This window comes from Allobosea caraganae (assembly GCF_003351345.1).
GTDB lineage: Bacteria > Pseudomonadota > Alphaproteobacteria > Rhizobiales > Beijerinckiaceae > Allobosea > Allobosea caraganae.
In genome coordinates, this window is record NZ_QQTO01000033.1 from 121,175 (window position 1) to 139,287 (window position 18,113).

Here is an 18,113-nt window from a genome sequence, read left to right on the forward strand (position 1 = left end):
ACGCCATGACCGAACCCTACAAGGGCATTCTCCCCATCGCGCCGACCATCTTCCACGACAATGGCGACCTCGACATCGAGGGCAACAAGCGCGTCATGGACCTGATGGTCGACCAGGGCTGCGACGCCATCTGCATCCTGGCGAACTTCTCCGAGCAATTCCTGCTCACCGACGAGGAGCGCCACCATGTCATGCGGCTCTCGCTTGAGCAGGTCGCGGGCCGCGTGCCGGTCATCGTCACGACCTCGCATTTCTCGACCCGCATCGCCGCGCAGCGTGCCAAGGCCGCGGCCGATGCCGGCGCCAAGATGCTGATGATGATGCCGCCTTATCACGGCGCGCTGCTCAAGGCCGACGAGCAGGGCATGATCGAGCATTTCAAGGCCGTGGCCGATGCATGCGGCCTGCCGATCATCCTGCAGGACGCGCCGCTCTCGGGCGTGACGCTGACCGTGCCCTTCATGCTTAGGCTCGCGAAGGAGGTGCCGCTCGTCCGCTACTTCAAGATCGAGGTGCCGGGCACGGCGAACAAGCTGCGCGCGCTGATCGAGGCCGGTGGCGACGCCATCGTCGGCCCCTTCGACGGCGAAGAGGGCATCACCCTGATGGCCGATCTCGATGCCGGCGCCACCGGCACGATGACGAGCGCGATGATCCCCGACCTGATCAAGCCGATCCTCGGCCTGCACGCCTCGGGCGATCGCAAGGGCGCTGCCGCGCTCTACGGCAAGCTGCTGCCGATCATCAATTACGAGAACCGCCAATGCGGCCTGCGCTCGGCCAAGGCGGTGATGAAGGAGGGCGGCGTCATCAAGAGCGAGGCGGTGCGCCACCCGCTGACGCCGCTGCACCCCAAGACCCGCGAGGGCCTGATCGAGCTGGCGCGCGAACTCGACCCGCTGGCGCTGCGCTGGGGGAAGTGAAGGTCTGGCGCTTACTGCAGTGTAGCTGCCAGCCCCAATTGGCTGGCAACGCCGTTGAGGCGCTTGTCGCGGGTCCAAATGCTAGCTCCGTCGGTCAAGCGGACCGAGGCGAGCAAATGGACATCGACGAGTCCCACGCCCAAGCCGAACAGGGCGTGGCGCTCGATGAAATGTAGTACTTCCACATGTGTCGCCATGATCGCGTGCGGCAGGTGCGAAAAATCGCGCAGGATCATTTCGCGCTGGCGCAGATGTCCGAGCGCGAGTTCGCCTAGGACAAATGGATGCATCAGTACGTGGCCGGTCTTGAGCAGGCCGGCGAGCATGCTGTCTTTGGCGCGCAGATGGTCGATCCAGATCGACGTATCGACCAGGATCATGCTTGGGGGGCTTGCCGCCGCCGGGGTGCGGCTTCGAGATCGGGCTCTGTGCCGCCGAGCCGCGCCAGGCGCCGCGCGCTTTCGCGCTCGATCAATGCTTTCAGCGCTTCTCGGACCAGGACGGATTTTTCTTTGTGGCCCGTATAGGCTTGAGCTTGGGCAACGAGGTCGTCGTCGAGGGCGATGGTGGTTCGCATGCTGACCTCCAATGAAGCACGATATAAGCATCGTATGATGCCGATTTCAATGCCTCGAAGCGGTGCCGCTTGTTCAAAGCCGCCTCGCTGCTGTAGCAGCTTGGCAAGCAGCGGGCGGCCGGCGCACGATGCGCGAAGACCGACTCTCGACCGATAGGGACGAAACCATGGCCACGACGACCGAAACCACGTTGCGCGACGCCTTCGTCAAGGCGCGGCGCGAGCGCAGCCTGGTCGATATCGAGACCTTGCCGGTTCCCGCCAGCCTGGAGGAGGCGCTCTCGGTCCAGGCCGATGTCAGCAGCGCCATGGGCTATTCCCATCTCGGCTGGAAGGTCTCGATCGCCCCGGACGGCCGCGGATTGATCGGCCTGATGCCGGGGCCGTTCCTCAAGCCGGGCGACACCTATCGCTCGGTGCCGGGCGCCGAGCTGCGCGTCGAGATCGAGATCGGCATTCGCCTCGGCCGCGACATGCCGCGCCGGCCGGGCAAGCCCTATTCGCGCGCCGAGCTGCTGGAGCACTGCCACAGCGCCTTCGTCGGCATCGAGGTCGTCGAGAGCCGCATCGCCGACTGGACCCATGTCCAGTTCCCGCTCTGGCTCGCCGATGCGATGGGCCATGGCGGCTACCTGATCGGCCAGGACGTGCCGTTCGAGGTCTTCGATTCGATCGGCGAGCTGACCTGCACGATCGAGCTCGACGGCGACGTGCTCTACGACAAGCCGGCCGTCCACGGCAACGGCGACGCGCTCGCCCCGGTCCTGGCCTGGGCCAATCGCGAGCACGAGAGCGCGCTTGGCGGCCTCGTCGCCGGCCAGGTCATCACCACCGGCAGCCTGTGCGGCGGCGTGCTGGCGCCGAATCTCGGCCCGGTCATCGCCAGGCTCGACCCGCTGGCGGCGATCTCCTTCGCGCTGGCTTGATTGCGCGCTGGCTTGATCGATGATCTCGCATCTTTCAAAGGATGCGATCAGAACTTCCTGAAACCGTCTGGTTACCATGAGGCTATATGAGCCTAACCTGACTTCGGGCGGGTCGATGAGGTGGGGACGCCGCGCGCGAGATTGTGGTCGAGGCGCGGCGTGATCATAAAGTCATCTCATTCTGTTGGTTCTAGTGGTGTTGCGTTGGAGGATGGATGCGGGGATGGCGGCGTAGGGGGCGGAGAATTGCGGGGCTGAGCGGCTGCGCCGCCGCTGCTATGCTTGCCGTCCAGCCGCTGCCGGCCGAAGCCTTCGATTTCTCCTCGCTCGACATCTTCGGCCTGTTCGGCTCGAAGGAGCAGCCGCCGGCGGTCAGCGCCGACACCTTGCCCTACAAGCTCGAATTCGACCTCGGCGACGCCGCCGATGCCAAGGCGCTGACCCGCACCTTGCAGGACGCCTCGCTGCTCTATCGGCTGCGGCAGGATGCGCCGCCCGATGGCGAGACGCTGGCGCGCCGCATGGCCGCCGACCTTAATCCGCTGGTCGATGCGCTCTGGTCGCAGGGCTATTTCAACGCCGACGTGACGCTCGAAGTCGATGGCGCCCGCCTGCGCGTCGGCGGCGAGCCGGATGCCGGCCTGGTGCGCGCCCTCGAAGCCTATCGCAATCGCGAGCCGGCACCGATCAAGGTCGAAATCGCGCCCGGCCCGGTCTTCGGCCTGCGCAAGGTCGATATTCTGGAGCGCGGCGAGGTCGGCGCTCCCAGCATCGCCGATCCCCAGAAGGTCGCGAAGCTCAAGCCCGGCGATGCCGCGACGGCCTCGGCCCTGCGCTCGGCTCAAGCCGCGCTGGTCGACTACCTGCGCGCCCAGTCGCGCCCGCTCGCCAAGATCGTCGAGCTCAGGCCCGTCGTCGATCATGCCGCGCGCATCATGGACGTGACCTATGTCGTCGATCCCGGTCCGCTCGCCGGCTTCGGCGACATCGCCATCGGCGGCACGGTCGATGTCCCGCCCGAGGTCGTGCGCTCCTTCATCTATCTGGAACCGGGCGATCCCTATTCACCCAAGGCGCTGGCGGATACGCGCAAGTCGATCACCTCGATCCCGGCAATAGGCTCCGCGCGCATCCGCGAGGGCGACAAGCTCGATGGCAACGGCAACCTGCCGATCTTCGTCGAGGTCACGGAGCGGCCTAAGCGTCTGATCGGCTTCTCCGCTCGCTACTCGACCATCGATGGCCCGGCGGTGAAGACCTATTGGGAGCACCGCAACCTGTTCGGCGGCGCCGAGCGCCTGCGGCTCGAAGCCGACATCTTCCTGGCGCCGCGCATCGACGGCAGCTCGATCCAGCGGTTCGGCGACTTCGAGCAGTCCGATCTCGGTGGCCGCTTCTCCTTCAGCTTCATGAAGCCGGCGCTGAATGGCAGCCGCTACGACCTGCTGGTCGACGGCATGGCCACGCGCGAGCGCGTCGGCACCAATCGTTATGGCGGTTACACCGCGCGCTACGCCAACATCACGACCAGCATCCGCCGCCGCTTCAGCGACACCTTCTCGGTCCAGGCCGGGCTGGAGGTCGAGCGCGGCCAGACCAGCGACGTGCTCGGCCAGGTCGACTACACCCTCGTCGGCATCCCGCTCTCGGTGAAATACGATTCGACCGATAGCCTGCTAGACCCGACCCGCGGCATCCGCGCCACCGCCTCGGTGGCGCCCTATGCCATGTTCGGCGACAACACCAACGCGCTCTTCCAGACCAAGGCGTCGATCGCCGGCTACTACGCGCTCGATGAGGACGCCCGCTACGTCCTGGCCGGGCGCGTCGGCTTCGGCTCGATCGCCGGCGCCGATCTCGACGAGATCCCGGCGACGCGGCGCTTCTATGCCGGCGGCGGCGGCTCGGTGCGCGGCTATGCCTATCGCTCGCTCTCGCCGCTCGGCCCGCTCAACCGCCTGACCGGCGGTCGCAGCCTGTTCGAGGCCTCGGCCGAGGCCCGCATCAAGATCACCGAGACGATCGGCATCGTGCCGTTCTTTGATGCCGGCATGGCCTTCGCGTCGGAGCTCCCGAACTTCAAGGAGACATTGGCGCTCTCGGCCGGGCTTGGCCTGCGCTACTATACGCCGATCGGGCCGATCCGGCTCGATGTCGCGGCGCCGCTCAACCCGCGCAAGGGCGACAAGCCCGTTGCGGTCTATATCAGCATCGGACAGGCCTTCTGATGAGGAAGCGGCCGAACCTTTCGCGCCTGGCGCTCCTCGCCCTCCTGCTCCTGGCGGGGCTGGCGATCTTCTCGCGCGTCCCCGGCGAAGCCCAGAACGCCGATAGCGACAAGGGCATCGTCGCCGACCTGATCTCGCGGGCGCTCTCGACGCCGAACAGCCAGGTCTCGATCGGCGCGGTCGATGGCGCTCTGTCCTCCGACGTCGCGATCCGCGACATCGTGCTCTCCGACCGCGACGGCCCCTGGCTCCGGCTGGACCGCGTCAGGCTGATCTGGACCCGCAGCGCGCTGCTGCTGCGCCGGCTCGAGGTCAACCGGCTCGAGATCGGCAAGCTCGAGATCCTGCGCAAGCCGGCGCCGCAGCCGCCCGGGGCTCCGCCGCCCAGCGACCAGCCGATCCTGCCGGAACTGCCGCTGAAGGTGATCATCAGCGCCTTCCAGCTCAACGAGCTCTCGCTCGGTGCGCCGCTCGTCGGCGTTCCCGCCCGCCTTGGCGCAACCGGGTCCGCCACGCTCGGCCCGCCTTCGGAAGGGCTCGACCTCAGGCTCGACGCCCGCCGCCTCGATGCCGCTGGCGAGTACACTGTGCGGCTGGGCTTCGTGCCGCAATCGACGCGGCTTCAGGTCGCCGCCAAGGTCGACGAACCGCGGGGCGGCCTGATCGCGCATGTCGCCGGCCTGCCGGATCAGCCGCCGGTCAAGCTCGACCTCAACGGCGACGGCCCGCTCGATAGCTTCCGCTCCAACCTGACCTTCATCGCTGGCCCGACCATTGGCGCGCAAGGGTCGGCCAATCTCTCCCGCGCCGGCAATGCCCGCAATCTGGCGCTCGCGCTCGACGCCCGCATCGAAGGCCTGATGCCGCCGCCGCTGGCGCCGGTCTTCGCCGGATCGACCAAGCTCGACGGCACCATCGGCATCGTCGATGACGGCTCGGTCAATGTCAGCAACCTCGCGCTCGTCTCGGCGCTGGCGCGGCTCGATGTCCGCGGCCGCTACGGCGCCGACAAGAATCTCGACTTCCGCATCACCGCTGGCGCGATCCCCAACGCCAATGGCCGCACCGTCGCCTCCGGCAGCGAGATCGGCAAGCTCGCGCTCGATGCGACCATTGCCGGGCCAGCCGCCGGCCCCCGCATCACCGCGAGCTTCGACGCCGAGGATGCCCGCCTGCCGCTCGGCCACCTCGGCAAGCTCGCTGCGCGCTTCACCGCAACGCCGAACGGCGCCATCGGCGACGCCAATACCCGCATCGCGCTCGTCGCCGACGGCGATGCCACCGGCGTCGCGCTGGCCGACCCCAGGATCGCGCGCATCGTCGGCGACCGCGTCACCTTCACCTTGCGCGGCACCGGGGACGGGGAGGGCAGCGCCGATTTCGAGACGCTGCGGCTCGCCATGTCCGGCGTCGAGCTCGACTACAAGGGCAGGCTCGGCAAGGCCCGCATCCTCGGCCAGGCCAACGCGACCCTGCCGGACCTTTCGCGCCTGAACGAGCTGGCCGGGCGCAAGCTCTCCGGCAAGGCGCTGCTCGGCGCCTCGCTCGACGCGGTTCCGAAGGACAATGCCTATTCGGCCACGCTGACCGGCCGCACGGACAACCTCGTCACCGGCGAAGCGGCGCTCGACCGGCTCATCGGCGGCGACCTGACGCTCGCCGGTCAGGTTAGCACCCTTGCAACCGGCGGTGCGAATGTCTCCGGCCTGCGTCTGGCCGGTCAGCATCTTGCCGTCACCGCCGATGGCGGCATTGGCCCGCAAGCCTCCAACCTGCGCGCCGCGATCACCTTGCCCGACCTGAAGCGCGCCGATCCGCGCCTCTCCGGCCGCGGCGAGATCACTGCCCAACTCAATGGCCCGCAGGACAAGCTCGACGCCACCGCCCGCATCGCGGTCACCAATGCGAGCGCGCTCGGCCGCCCGATCCCGCGCCTCGCCATCGACGCCGTCATCCGCGACCTGCAGGGCGCGCTCGACTCGCGCGTGACGCTCAACGGCGAGATCGAAGGCAAGCCGGCGACCGGCGCCCTCCAACTCGCCCGCACCCAGGACGATGGCTGGAACCTGTCCTCGCTCGACATCGCCATCGGCTCGGTCAAGCTCAACGGCGCCGTGACGGTCGATCCGGCCAAACGCGCCGTCGGCCGTCTGACACTTGCCGCCCGCAACCTCGACGACCTTTCGGCGCTGGCGCTCACCAAGCTCGGCGGCCAGCTCGATGCCGACCTGACGCTGGCGCTGCCCGAGGGCAAGCAGAGCCTCGACCTCACGGCCCGCGGCAGCCGCATCAACGCCGCCGGCGTCTCGCTCGACAAGCTCGACGCGACCGCGGGCGCGACCGATCTCTACGGCCGGCCGGCGATCAACGCCGCCGTTGCCGTCGACCGCGCCGTGATCGCCGGTGAGCCGGTCTCCTCGATCCGCTTCGATGCCAAGGGTGGCGCGCAAGCCAGCGACTTCACCCTTTCCGCCGCGGCCCGTGGCTTCGCGCTCAACGGCGCCGGCCGGCTCGTGCCGGGCGAGCCGCTGCGGCTCGAACTTGCCTCCTTCGACGCGCGCCGCGACGGCCGCCGCATCGCTCTCGCCAGCCCGGCTGCGTTCAGTTTCCCCGCAGGCGGCGTCGAGATCGCCAATTTCGCGCTCGCCGTTGATGGCGGCCGCATCAGCGTCGATGGCCGCGCCGGCGAAACCCTCGATCTCAAGGTCAGCGCCAGCAACGTGCCGCTCTCGGCCGCGAAGCTGGCCGCCCCATCGCTCGATCTCTCTGGGACGCTCAACGCTGAAGCCCAGATCGCCGGCAAGCCCGATGCGCTGTCGGGCCCGTGGAAACTGAGCATCGCCCGCCTGGTCACGCCCGAGACCCGCAGCGCCGGCCTGCCGCCGATCGAGATCAACGGCAATGGCCGCCTCAACGGCCGCGAGACCAGCGTCGATGCCACCCTCGTCGCCGGCAAAGGCGCCAACCTGACGATTCGCGGCACCGCGCCGCTGAGCGCCGCCGGCGCGCTCGACCTCGCGGCGCAGGGCAGGGTGGACGCCGCGCTCGCAAATTCGCTGATCGCGGCGCAAGGCCAGCGCGTCACCGGCACGCTCGCGCTCGACATGCGCGCCGGCGGCACAGCCGCTTCTCCTCGGCTCAGCGGTGCCGCGACCTTCGCCAATGGCAGCTTCACCGACGCGCTCCAGGGCGTGAAGCTGACGGGAATCGAGGCCCGCATCGCCGCCAATGGCGAGAACCTGACGATCGAGCGCGCCGGCGCCAAGACGCCCAACGGCGGCACGATCTCGGCCTCCGGCCAGGTCAAGGTCGATCCTGCCGCCGGCTTCCCCGGCCAACTGCGCATCCAGGGCAATCGGGCCCAGCTCGTCTCCAGCGGTATCGTCACGGCCGTCGCCGATCTCGACCTTGAGCTCTCCGGGCCGCTGGCCCAGCGCCCGCGCGTCAGCGGCAAGGTCGGTGTCGTCTCGCTCGACGTCGCGGTGCCCGACCGGCTGCCGGCCTCGCTGCGCCCGGTCGACGGCATCCGCCACGTCAAGGCGACCGGCACGGCCGCGGCACGGCTTGCCGCCCAGCGCAAGGCGCAGGCCAAGGCGGGCAAGGGCGGTAAGGCCACCGCCTTCGAGGCTGCGCTCGCCATCACGGTGTCCGCGCCGAATCGCGTTTTCATCCGCGGGCGCGGCATCGACGCGGAACTCGGCGGCGAGCTGCGCGTCGGCGGCACCTCTTCGGCGCCAGTATTGGATGGCGGCTTCGAGCTTCGGCGCGGCCGGCTCTCCATCGCCAGCCAGCGGCTCGATTTCAGCCGCGGCCGGCTGACCTTCGCCGGCGGCGTGATTCCCGAGCTCGACTTCGTCGCCGAGACGCGCGCCGCCGACGTCACCGCACGCATCCTGATCACCGGCCAGGCTGACCAGCCGGCCTTCGCCTTCACCTCGAGCCCGGAACTGCCGCAGGACGAGGTGCTGTCGCGCCTGCTCTTTGCCCGCGCCTCCGGCTCGCTCTCGCCCTTCCAGGCGCTGCAACTGGCGCAGACGGCGGCGCAATTCGCCGGTGGCGGCGGCGACGATTCGTTCGAGCGGCTGCGCAAGTCGCTCGGCGTCGACAATCTCGACATCCAGATGAGCGCGAGCGGCAGCCCGACCATCGGTGCTTCCCGCTATATCGGGAACAACGTCTCCGTCGGCGTGAAAGCCGGCGCCAAACCCGAGGATAGCGGCATCTCGGTGGGAATCGACGTCACCAAGCGGCTAAAGATCCAGGCCGAGACGGGAGCCGACGGCAGCGCCTCGGTCGGCGTCGGCGCCGAATGGGAATACTAGCCCTCGCTCCGCCTACGCGCAGTTTGGAAACCGGAGAATCGGCGGCTGACGGCGCACTTGGGTGGGCTGACGATTCTGCGACACCGGGTCCATGCGAACGGCGGGATCGGGGTGGCGCGGTTAACGCGTGGTAAATTTCGCCCCTCAAAGCGTGGCGCGCCTGCAACACCGGGTTCCAAAGCACCCCCTGGGGCCATGCGGCGGCCTGATCTCGGTTGATCGGCAATCCGGCTTTCGTATGGTGTTGATGCGTCGGGACGTTCCCGGTCGCTGTTTTTCGTCTTCGCCTCTGAATGGTTCAGGGACGCGGGCGAAAGACCGGGATAGGCGGGTTCGCCGGTTTGGTCTCCTGGGGCCACCTGCAAGGACACGCTGAAGCCCGAGGGTCTCGAAACTCTTTTGGAGGTTACCAATGAAGCTCGTTAAGAGCCTCCTCCTCGGTTCCGCCGCCGGCATCGCCGCGGTCGCCGGGGCTCAGGCCGCCGACCTTCCCTCGCGGAAGGCCGCTCCGGTCGAATACGTTCGCGTCTGCTCCGCCTACGGCGCAGGCTTCTTCTACATCCCGGGCACCGATACCTGCCTTCGCGTTGGTGGCCGTGTTCGCGCTGAGTACACCGTCGGCACCCGCTTCGGCGACTACCAGGATGCTTACGGCACCCGCGCCCGTGGCCGTCTGAACATCGACGCCCGCACCGCGACCGCTTACGGCACGCTGCGTACCTTCTTCCGCTACGAGCTGACCAACAACACCGGCCTGTACAACTCCGGCGGCGTCACGCCGTTCAACACCGGCGCTGTCATCCCGGGTTCGACCCGCGGCGCTGCCCCGACCGCTGCCTCCAGCGCTCTCGTCGATCTGGCCTTCGTCCAGTTCGGCCCGATCACCGCTGGTCGCGCTCAGTCGTTCTTCGACTTCTACGCGAACGACTACAACTTCGCTTCGACCCGTACGTCGGACACCCGTCTGAACCTGTTGGCCTACACCGCCACCTTCGGTTCGGGCTTCTCGGCCACGGTCTCGCTCGAAGATCGCGTCTCGGGCACCAACAACCGCGAACTGCCGGGCGTGACCTTCACCCCGACGCTCCTCGGTGGCACCTACGGCACCGCCGTCGTTCAGGGCCAGGACTATCCGGACCTCATCGGCTCGCTGCGCGTCGATCAGGGCTGGGGTTCGGCTCAGCTGTCCGGCGCGGTCGGCCAGCGCAAGTACTCCGTCGGCCTGCCGTCGGTTGCTGTCCAGTCGCCGGTTGATGGCGACGAGATGGTCTGGGCGATCCAGGGCGGCGTGAAGATCAACCTGCCGATGCTCGCCGCTGGCGACAACCTGATCCTGCAGGCTGCTTACGCTGATGGCGCTCTCGGCTACATCGGTTGGTATCCGGGCACCTTCGGCGTCGGCCGTCTCGGTGGTCTGACCCTCGCCGATGCCACGCTGAACACCATCACCGGCAGTGTCGACAACAGCTCGGGCTGGTCGCTCGTTGCGGCTCTCAAGCACTTCTGGACCCCCCAGCTGCGCACCGAGATCACCGCTTCGTACTCCCAGGTCAAGCTGAAGTACATCGATGCGGCTAGCTTCGGCGCCTTCGCTCGTTCGCTCGACCCGAAGGAGTACAACATCGCTGCCAACCTGATCTGGTCGCCGGTTTCTGGCCTGGATATCGGCGTTGAGGTTCTCTACACCCACCTCGACGTTCGTAACCCGGTCGGCGAGGCTCAGAACTACGGTGGCCGCAGCGGCATCCTCAGCATCAAGAACGACGATGCTTGGGCTGGCCGTCTCCGGATCCAGCGCGACTTCTGATCGGTCCTCCGATCTTTAGTGGAAAGCCCCGGGGAAACCCGGGGCTTTTTCTTTTGGATTTCATGACTTACGGGCAATGCTGCGCTTGACAGGTCAAGGCCATGTCGAGCGAGATAAGTGCCGGTTCGCGTAACGGAATATGTCAGGTGATCGGCCCATGCGGCTCTCTGGAGCGGTTGGCCCGGAGACGGTCCTGACATGCTTCGTACCGACCAGAAGCTCCGGGCTGGCATCGAGGCGGGGATTGGGATGGCGCAACCGGCAGGTTGGCTCTGGGGTCTGGTTCCTCTCGCCCTGCTTTGGGGGGCCGGCAACCTCGTCCTGGGTGACGCAGTCCAGCGCGATGTCGCCCGCCGCGCCGTCGCAATCGCGACGGAGGCTGCAGGCCAGGCACCGGGCGCCCGGGCCGTCACCGCGCAGGTCACCGGCCGCGACGTCTCGATCAGCGGCGAGGCCCTGTCATCCGATGGCGCCTCCAAGGCGATGGCGCAGTTGCGGGCCGAGTTCGGCGTTCGCCGCGCGCTCGGCGGCTTGTCGCAGGCCGTGGCCAAGACGCCCTATGGCTGGGCGGCTACGCGGGACGGCACGTCCGCCGTCCTGAGCGGCTTCGTACCGGACGAGGCGACGGCCAGGGCCAATGTCGCGGCGGCGCGAACCGCATTGCCCGGCCTCCGGATCGATGACCGCCAGGAATTGGCCTTCGGCGCGCCGGCGGGCTTTGCGGCGATGACGCAGGCGCTTCTGGATAAATTGTCCAGCCTCTCGATCGGCAAGGTCGCCCTGGACGACACCCGCTTCTGCATCGAGGGCAAGGCCGGTACGCCGGAGAGTTTCCTGGCATTGAAGGCGGCGGCAGGGCAGGGCGATTTCAAGCTGGTCGAGTGCAATCTCGAACCGCCATTGCTGAGCCCGTATCGCTGGAGCGCCGAGAAATCTGCCGATGGGTCGATCGCGGTTGCCGGCTTCTATCCATCGGACGAAACCAGGCGACAGATTGCGGCGGCCTTGCGTCGGAGCTTTCCCGAACCTGCGCGGATCGATGACCGGACCAAGCCGGCGCTCGGGGTTCCCAGCGCCTTCATGGCGAAGGTCACGCGCGCCGTTGCGGATCTGGCCCGGCTGCGCAGCGGCAAGGCCGAACTCAACGCTGATGCCTATGCGCTGACCGGTGCCGGCCCGTTGGAGTTCGATTCCTGCCAGGCCCTGCGCCTCCTGATCGCCCAGACGGACGGGCCCGACTCGGTCGCGCAGGCTGCGATCGAATGCCCACCGCCGCCGCCACCCATGCCGGCCCTGCCGGATATTCCGCCGCTCTCGCTCTCCATCGACCCTCCGCCAGCGCCGGTTGCCGATGGAGCCGCACCAGTGCCGGCCGGAAGCCCGGCGGCGATTGCAACGAAGGAGACGTCGGCACCGACTGCGCCTTCCGGCCAGCCGCTTCCCTCTACACAGAGTGCGCCGGCGGGGCAGCAAGCGGCGAGCGCTTCGGCTGGTCGTGACGCCGCTTCACCGCCTGTCGCGCCACCGGCGCCACCGCCACCCTCCGTCGCTTTGCGCTGGCAGGCGCAAAAGGATGATGGGGGCATCGTTCTGAGCGGGCTGGTGCGCGACGAGGCGGCGAGGTCGGCGCTGCTGGAGGCTGCGCGCAAGGCGGCCACCTCCGCCGCAGTCGAAGACCGCCTGACGCTCGAGCCGAACCTGCGCGACACGCCGGAATACGGTGCGGCGACCGACTTCCTGCTGGAGGTCCTCGGCAAGCTCAGCCGCGGTTCGGTCGCGGTCGACGGCGTGACGGCAGCGCTTGCCGGCTCGGTCGCGGATGAGGATTCATGGCGCGGGCTTGAGGTATTGCTCGGGCGGCGGCCACTGCCCGGCAATCTCTCCGGCAATCTCTCTCTCGGTTCGGTCGGCATCCGGCCCTATGGGCTGACGATCGCGGCCGACAAGTCGGGCGCCAGCCTGTCGGGCTATTGGCCTGACGCTCAGGCGCGCGCTGCCGTGCTCGCGCTGCTGGAGGCCTCCCCCCTGCGCGGCAAGGTTTCGGATGAGGCCCGCATCGTTCCGGGAGCACCGGCCGGTTTCGGCGCGGCGGCGCAGGCGGCGATGACCGACCTGCTGCGGCTCGATCTCGGCACGATCCGCTTGAGCGAGGCCGGCGTGGAGATCCAGGGCCTGACCTGCCGCGACCTGATCAAGTCGGAGATCGAAACCAGCGTCGCTTCCGGCCTGCCGGCTGGCATCAGCGGGCGCGCCGATATCGGCCTGCGCCAGACCGGCTGCGTCATCGACCCGCCCAATACCTGCCAGAACGATCTCGACGCGCTGACCAAGCGCTACTCCGTGCTCTTTGGCCAGGGTACGGCGGTGGTCGTGCTCGATCCGATCACCGAGCGTGCCGTTGCCGAGGCGTCGGGCATCCTGAAGCAATGCCCGGCGGCGCGCGTCACGGTCGAGGGCCATGCCAATCGCGACGGCGAGAGGTACGGCTTCGATAATCTCGACCTCTCCAATCGCCGCGCCCAGCGCGTCCGCGATGAATTGGTCAAGCGCGGCATCGAGGCGGCGCAACTCGTGGTGAAGGGCTATGGCGCGCAGCGTCCGCTCGTCGGCCATGATGAGCCGGAGGCCAAGGTGAAGAACCGGCGCGTCCAGTTCACGGTCGAGAAGTAGGGGGCCGGAATGCTCTATCTGGCCACGCAATATGCCTGGTTCCTGCTCGCGGCCTTCGCCATGGGCGGCGTCATGGGCTGGATCAGCTGCACCGGGCGCCTGCGCTTCTCCGGGCCGCTGCCCTATCTCGCCGGCGCCTGGCTGGTGGTCGCTGCGCTGACCGGGCTCCAGGGCGTGAATGGCGCGGCCGCGCTCTGGATCGAGACGGGATTGCTCTATCTCGCGGCCTATCTCGTTGGCTGCGGCCTGGCCTGCCTCATTCGCGGCACGCTCATGTCCGCGATGCCGGAACCGGTCGCAGCTGGGAGCGCGACGGCAAAGCAGCTTGACGGGGTCGTCCCACCGATCGAGATCACCGCGCGCGATGTCGCCGAGGCCAGCGCGGAGGTCTCCAAGCCTGGCGATGCCAAAAAGACGCTCGACGGCGCCAAAGCTGCGGCGGAAACCGCGAAGCCGGCCCGGCGGAAGCGCCCCAAACCGGAAGATCCGGACAAGGCCTAGAGCATCGGACCGAAAAGTGGAATCCGGTTTTCGGAAAAGTCCGATGCAATAACAAAAGCCTAGAGCGCCACTTTGCGTCCGATAGGACGCACGGCGATCTAGGCGCGGCCGCTCAGGCCGCCCGCTTCTCCGCGCGGCCGATCAGCTTGCCAATGCGCCGGACCATGTCCTTCGTTCCCAGTAGCGGCGCGTGGCCCTGGCCGGGCGCGACGAAGGTCTCGCAGTCCGGATGGCGCTCGGCCATCTCCAGCAGGGTCTTCTGTGCGAGCAGGTCGGAATTGGCGCCGCGGATCGCCAGCAGCGGCACGGCGTTGAGCCCGTCGAAATAGGTCCAGAGCACCGGCAGCGGCGCTTCGAGATCGAGCTCTTCCAGCACCTTCATCAGGTTCGGGTCGTAATCGGGCACGAGCTTGCCGTTGCGCTCGGTCCAGGTCCGACGCGCCATCATCTCCCATTCGGCATCGCCGAAGAGCGGGAACTGCTGGTCGGAGAGGCGCTTCAGGATCTCGGCGCCTTCGGTGAAGCTGCGCGGTACCGGCAGCTTGCCGACATAGCCCCTGATCCGCAGCAGGCCGCGCGCATCGATCACCGGCCCGACATCGTTCAGTACCGCGCCCTTGATCAGGGTCGGGCGGGCGGCCGCCAGCGCCATGGTCAAAAGGCCGCCGCGCGAGGTGCCGATGAAGATCGCCTGCTCGATCCCGGCCGCGGTCAGCAATTGCATCACGTCGTCGAGTTCGACGCGGATGTCGTAGTTGGCCCAGGTCTTGTCGTAGCCCGAGCGGCCACGCCCGCGATAATCGAGCGCGAGCACGCGCCGCGACCTGGCCTCATCCTGCGCCAACGCGAGTGCCAGTTCATGGAAATCGGCGGCGGTGCGCGCGAAGCCGGGCAGGCAGATCACGGGGAGGGCGGTTGCGGCCAGAGGACCATAGTCGCGGGCGTGCAGCTTCAGGCCATCGCGGGCTGTGATGAAGAGTGATCGAAAGCCAGTATCAGCGCTCATGCTGTCCTCGCGCGTGAGATATTCCCCGAAGTAGCTTGCGGCTTACCTGCGAACCCGGCCAAGCTCAACTCAAGCCGGCTTAATGGAGCGACCGCGCTGATCCCGTTCTCCGGCCGCCACGTCAAGGGATAATGGTCTTGGCTACTGCATCCGCTGATGCGGCGCGGAAATTCGATCCGGGCCGGGCTGCCGAATACGAAACCCAGAGTCGCATCGCTCTGGCGGGCTATGATGCCTGCCACGAGCTCTCCGCCTGCATGCTTGCCGCAGCACTCGGCCAAGGCGCGCCTGCGCATATCCTCGTAGTCGGCGCGGGCGGTGGTGGGCAAGAGATCGTCACGACCGGTGCGCTGGAGCCGGCTTGGCGCTTCACTGCGCTCGATCCATCCGAGCCGATGCTGGACCTTGCGGTTGCCAAGCTGCGGCAGCATGGGTTGCTCGACCGCACGGAAATCCATCTTGGCTATATCGACGATCTGCCGGTCGAAGCACGTTTCGACGCCGCGACCCTGATCGGCGTGCTGCATCACATTCCCGGTGACCAGCCCAAGCGTGAGCTGCTGCGCGCACTCGCCGCGCGGCTGAAGCCGGGCGCGCCGCTGGTCCTGGCCGGGAATCGCTATGCCTATGCCAGCCGGCCCCTGCTGCTCGCGGCCTGGGCCGAACGCTGGCGCATGCACGGCGCAGGCGTCGACGAGGTTCAAGCCAAGCTCGGCAAGATCCTGCAAGGCGCCGACCCGCCGCATTCGGAAGCTGCGGTCGCGACTTTGCTGAAGGAGGCCGGCTTCGAGCCGCCGACATGGTTCTTCGCGAGCCTGTTCTGGGGCGCCTGCATCGCGCGCCGGCTCTCATCAAAGAGTTAGAGCATGATGTCGTCCGAAAACCGGTGCCCACTTTTTGGCATCATGCTCTAGTCGCCGGAGCGCCCGCCACCGCGCTTCAGATCATAGTCGATCAGATAGGCGCTGCGCTGGTCGAGCCTTTGGCGGTAGACCTGCAGGTTCTCCATGACGCGCTGGACGTAGTTGCGCGTCTCGTAGAACGGGATGCGCTCGACCCAATCGACGGCGTCGACCTCCGGCTTGCGTGGATCGCCATAGGCGTCGATCCATTTCTTCACGTTGCCGGAGCCGGCATTATAGGCGGCGAAGGTCAGGATGTAGGAGCCGTGCCAGTCCTTCAGCAGGTCGTTGAGATGCGCCGCGCCCATCTGCGCCGAATAGAGCGCGTCCTGGCCCAGCCGCGGCCAGTCGAAGGGCAGGTTGGCGCGGCGCGCCGTCTCGCGCGCGGTTGCCGGCATCATCTGCATCAGCCCGCGCGCTCCGGCTTGCGACATTGCGGTCGGGTCGAAGGCGCTCTCCTGCCGTGCGATGGCATGGACGATGGCCCGCTCCATCGGATCGCCCAGCACCGGGAAATCCGGCACGCCGAAAGTCGGGAAGGCGGCGGTGTCGAGCGGGAAGCCGCGTTGCAAAGCGGTCTTGCCGACGGCGAGCAGGGCTTTGACGTCGCCCTCGCGCCGGGCGATCGCGGCGACCGCCTCCAGCGCCGGCGTGGTGTGCAGGCGCTGCGCCAGGTCGATCAGCATGACCCCGGCAAGATCGCGCGCGCCGATCTGGTAGAGCAGGCGCACGCCGCGATGTGCCGGCAGATGCGTCAGGATGGCCGCGCTGGCGCGGCGCAGGGGCAGATCGGAGAGGCCGAGCCGCGCGCGGGCGAGCTGGCCGTAATAGGCGATCGGATGGGCGGCGGCCTCCTCGTAATGGGCTGTGGCGCCTTCGGTATTGCCCATCGCCTCGGCCGCGCGGCCCTGCCAGTAGGCGGCGCGCGAGACCGAGATCGGCGTCTCCGCCAGCTTGGCGGCCTCGGTGAAATGCGCCAGCGCCAGCCCCGGCTGGTTGCGGAAGCGCAGCGCGATGAAGCCGGCATGCCATTCGGCATCGATGCGCTCGGCATTGTCCTCGGCGCCATGCCCGGCCACGACCTCATAGGCCTTGGCGGCATTGCCCTCGTCGAGCAGCTTGCGGGCGGTGAGGCGGCGCTCGACCCACCATTCGTCGCCATCGCCGAGCAGGGCCGGGTCGCGTGGCGCCTTGGCGAGGAACTGGGCGGCTTCAGTTGGCTTGTTGGCGCGCCTCGCCTGCTGCGCCTGCAGGAACAGGAACGACAGGTCGCCGCGCAGCGAGGCCGGAATGGCGTCGATCTGCTTGGCCGGGAGCGGGCTCTTCGCCTTCGCGCTGGCGAGCCTCGCTTGCGCCAGCTTGACGTAGTCGGCCGAGACGCGCGCCGCGTTGCGCAAGGCGGCCTCGGCCTTGCCGTTGAAGAGGTAGCGCTCGGTGCGCAGGCGGTGGTCGGCCTGGGTCAGCACGCCGTCGAATTCCGCCAGCACCAGCTTTTCGAGCGGCTGGCCGAGATGGTCCTTGCGCCAGGTCTCGCGGATCAGCACCGCCGCCTCGTCGGCCTTGCCCTCCGCCTTGAGTGCGCGCGCCAGCGCCACCCGCCCGACCGGGCTGACCGGGCGCTGCGCATGGAAGAAGGCGCGGATCACCGCATTGCTCTTCTTCTCTGAAATCAGCGCCTCTTCGGCGCGGCGCCGAAACAGGGTGGTGGCCGGATAGTTCGGATAGCTGCTCAGAAAGGCGTTGATCCGCGCGAAATCGACCGCGCCGCCGCCGAAGCGGATCGCCACCCATTCGAGCAGGGCGCGCGCGGTGCGGTCGTCGATCATCTCGGCCAGCTTGTCGCCATCGTCGAGCGCGCCGCGCCGATAGGCCTCTACCGCCGATTTCAGCACGGTGAGATCGGGCGTCGCTGCGTCGTCGCGCAACTGGTCGCTGGGATAGGGCGGCAATGCTCCGGTGGTCTGGACATCGGCCAGGGCGGCGAGGCGCTGCTCCTGCAGCGGGTGCTCGCTGTCGTCGCCGGCGAGCGCGGTCGCGGCGAAGGCGAGCAGCGCCGGCAAGACAATGGTAGTCAGTCGTCTGGAGGCAGGCGACCTGAACATGAAAGGGTCCTGGAACGACGCTTGAGTCGTGATGGTCGGGGAAGGCGGTTGATGAAGCCTTAACTCTACGGCCACGGATTTTGATGGGTTGCCGGCTTTGCGCGTGCCGGCCAACGGTTTATGTCTCTTGCCCACTCATTGTGGGTTTT

12 protein-coding genes are annotated in these 18,113 nt (G+C 68.0%); 8 read left to right on the plus strand and 4 right to left on the minus strand.

Annotated features, from left to right (window positions below; genetic code table 11):
- The first annotated feature begins 5 nt into the window (after positions 1-5).
- Positions 6-923 carry a dihydrodipicolinate synthase family protein gene (locus tag DWF00_RS21485; protein WP_114829765.1) on the plus strand — a complete coding sequence of 306 codons (918 nt, stop codon included), beginning with the start codon at positions 6-8 and terminating at the stop codon, positions 921-923.
- Positions 924-934: 11 nt separating this feature from the next.
- On the opposite strand, the gene DWF00_RS21490 is transcribed toward DWF00_RS21485, so the two are convergent.
- A complete protein-coding gene (locus DWF00_RS21490; RefSeq protein ID WP_114829764.1) occupies positions 935-1,303 on the minus strand; it encodes a type II toxin-antitoxin system VapC family toxin in 369 nt (122 codons plus the stop codon).
- Positions 1,300-1,500 (minus strand): type II toxin-antitoxin system VapB family antitoxin, encoded by a 201-nt coding sequence (locus DWF00_RS21495; protein ID WP_114829879.1) that lies wholly within the window; start codon positions 1,498-1,500, stop codon positions 1,300-1,302. Before DWF00_RS21495 ends, DWF00_RS21490 begins: the two co-directional genes overlap by 4 nt.
- Positions 1,501-1,667: 167 nt before the next feature.
- Here DWF00_RS21495 and DWF00_RS21500 point away from each other — a divergent pair, with 167 nt between their 5' ends.
- The 6 genes from DWF00_RS21500 to DWF00_RS21525 all read left to right on the plus strand — a co-directional run bounded on the left by DWF00_RS21500 (position 1,668) and on the right by DWF00_RS21525 (position 13,954).
- Positions 1,668-2,426, plus strand: coding sequence for a hypothetical protein (locus tag DWF00_RS21500; RefSeq protein ID WP_114829763.1), 759 nt, complete (start codon positions 1,668-1,670; stop codon positions 2,424-2,426).
- Between the two features lie 278 nt (positions 2,427-2,704).
- A complete protein-coding gene (locus DWF00_RS21505; protein ID WP_245974173.1) occupies positions 2,705-4,654 on the plus strand; it encodes an autotransporter assembly complex protein TamA in 1,950 nt (649 codons plus the stop codon).
- Positions 4,654-8,976 carry a translocation/assembly module TamB domain-containing protein gene (locus DWF00_RS21510; RefSeq protein ID WP_114829761.1) on the plus strand — a complete coding sequence of 1,441 codons (4,323 nt, stop codon included), beginning with the start codon at positions 4,654-4,656 and terminating at the stop codon, positions 8,974-8,976. Before DWF00_RS21505 ends, DWF00_RS21510 begins: the two co-directional genes overlap by 1 nt.
- A gap of 412 nt (positions 8,977-9,388) precedes the next feature.
- A complete protein-coding gene (locus DWF00_RS21515; protein ID WP_114829760.1) occupies positions 9,389-10,783 on the plus strand; it encodes a porin in 1,395 nt (464 codons plus the stop codon).
- A 198-nt stretch (positions 10,784-10,981) separates the two neighbouring features.
- Positions 10,982-13,453 carry an OmpA family protein gene (locus DWF00_RS21520; RefSeq protein ID WP_114829759.1) on the plus strand — a complete coding sequence of 824 codons (2,472 nt, stop codon included), beginning with the start codon at positions 10,982-10,984 and terminating at the stop codon, positions 13,451-13,453.
- Positions 13,454-13,462: 9 nt separating this feature from the next.
- Positions 13,463-13,954: a hypothetical protein gene (locus tag DWF00_RS21525; RefSeq protein ID WP_114829758.1), complete on the plus strand. Its 492-nt coding sequence runs from the start codon at positions 13,463-13,465 to the stop codon at positions 13,952-13,954.
- 112 nt (positions 13,955-14,066) lie between these two features.
- On the opposite strand, the gene DWF00_RS21530 is transcribed toward DWF00_RS21525, so the two are convergent.
- On the minus strand, positions 14,067-14,960 hold the full coding sequence (locus DWF00_RS21530; RefSeq protein ID WP_114829757.1) for an alpha/beta fold hydrolase: 894 nt from the start codon (positions 14,958-14,960) through the stop codon (positions 14,067-14,069).
- 137 nt (positions 14,961-15,097) lie between these two features.
- On the opposite strand from DWF00_RS21530, the gene DWF00_RS21535 reads away from it, so the two are divergent.
- Entirely contained in the window at positions 15,098-15,823 is a 726-nt protein-coding gene (locus DWF00_RS21535; RefSeq protein ID WP_114829878.1) for a class I SAM-dependent methyltransferase, read from the plus strand.
- A gap of 47 nt (positions 15,824-15,870) precedes the next feature.
- Here DWF00_RS21535 and DWF00_RS21540 read toward each other — a convergent pair whose 3' ends face one another.
- A complete protein-coding gene (locus DWF00_RS21540; RefSeq protein WP_245974175.1) occupies positions 15,871-17,964 on the minus strand; it encodes a lytic transglycosylase domain-containing protein in 2,094 nt (697 codons plus the stop codon).
- Positions 17,965-18,113: the final 149 nt, after the last annotated feature.

Bases quoted from the DNA above. Each gene is read 5' to 3' on its own strand.
- DWF00_RS21540 (WP_245974175.1), bottom strand. From the start codon at position 17,964: ATGTTCAGGTCGCCTGCCTCCAGACGACTGACTACCATTGTCTTGCCG.
- DWF00_RS21490 (WP_114829764.1), bottom strand. From the start codon at position 1,303: ATGATCCTGGTCGATACGTCGATCTGGATCGACCATCTGCGCGCCAAA.
- DWF00_RS21505 (WP_245974173.1), top strand. From the start codon at position 2,705: ATGCTTGCCGTCCAGCCGCTGCCGGCCGAAGCCTTCGATTTCTCCTCG.
- DWF00_RS21515 (WP_114829760.1), top strand. From the start codon at position 9,389: ATGAAGCTCGTTAAGAGCCTCCTCCTCGGTTCCGCCGCCGGCATCGCC.
- DWF00_RS21485 (WP_114829765.1), top strand. From the start codon at position 6: ATGACCGAACCCTACAAGGGCATTCTCCCCATCGCGCCGACCATCTTC.
- DWF00_RS21510 (WP_114829761.1), top strand. From the start codon at position 4,654: ATGAGGAAGCGGCCGAACCTTTCGCGCCTGGCGCTCCTCGCCCTCCTG.
- DWF00_RS21500 (WP_114829763.1), top strand. From the start codon at position 1,668: ATGGCCACGACGACCGAAACCACGTTGCGCGACGCCTTCGTCAAGGCG.
- DWF00_RS21525 (WP_114829758.1), top strand. From the start codon at position 13,463: ATGCTCTATCTGGCCACGCAATATGCCTGGTTCCTGCTCGCGGCCTTC.
- DWF00_RS21520 (WP_114829759.1), top strand. From the start codon at position 10,982: ATGCTTCGTACCGACCAGAAGCTCCGGGCTGGCATCGAGGCGGGGATT.
- DWF00_RS21530 (WP_114829757.1), bottom strand. From the start codon at position 14,960: ATGAGCGCTGATACTGGCTTTCGATCACTCTTCATCACAGCCCGCGAT.
- DWF00_RS21495 (WP_114829879.1), bottom strand. From the start codon at position 1,500: ATGCGAACCACCATCGCCCTCGACGACGACCTCGTTGCCCAAGCTCAA.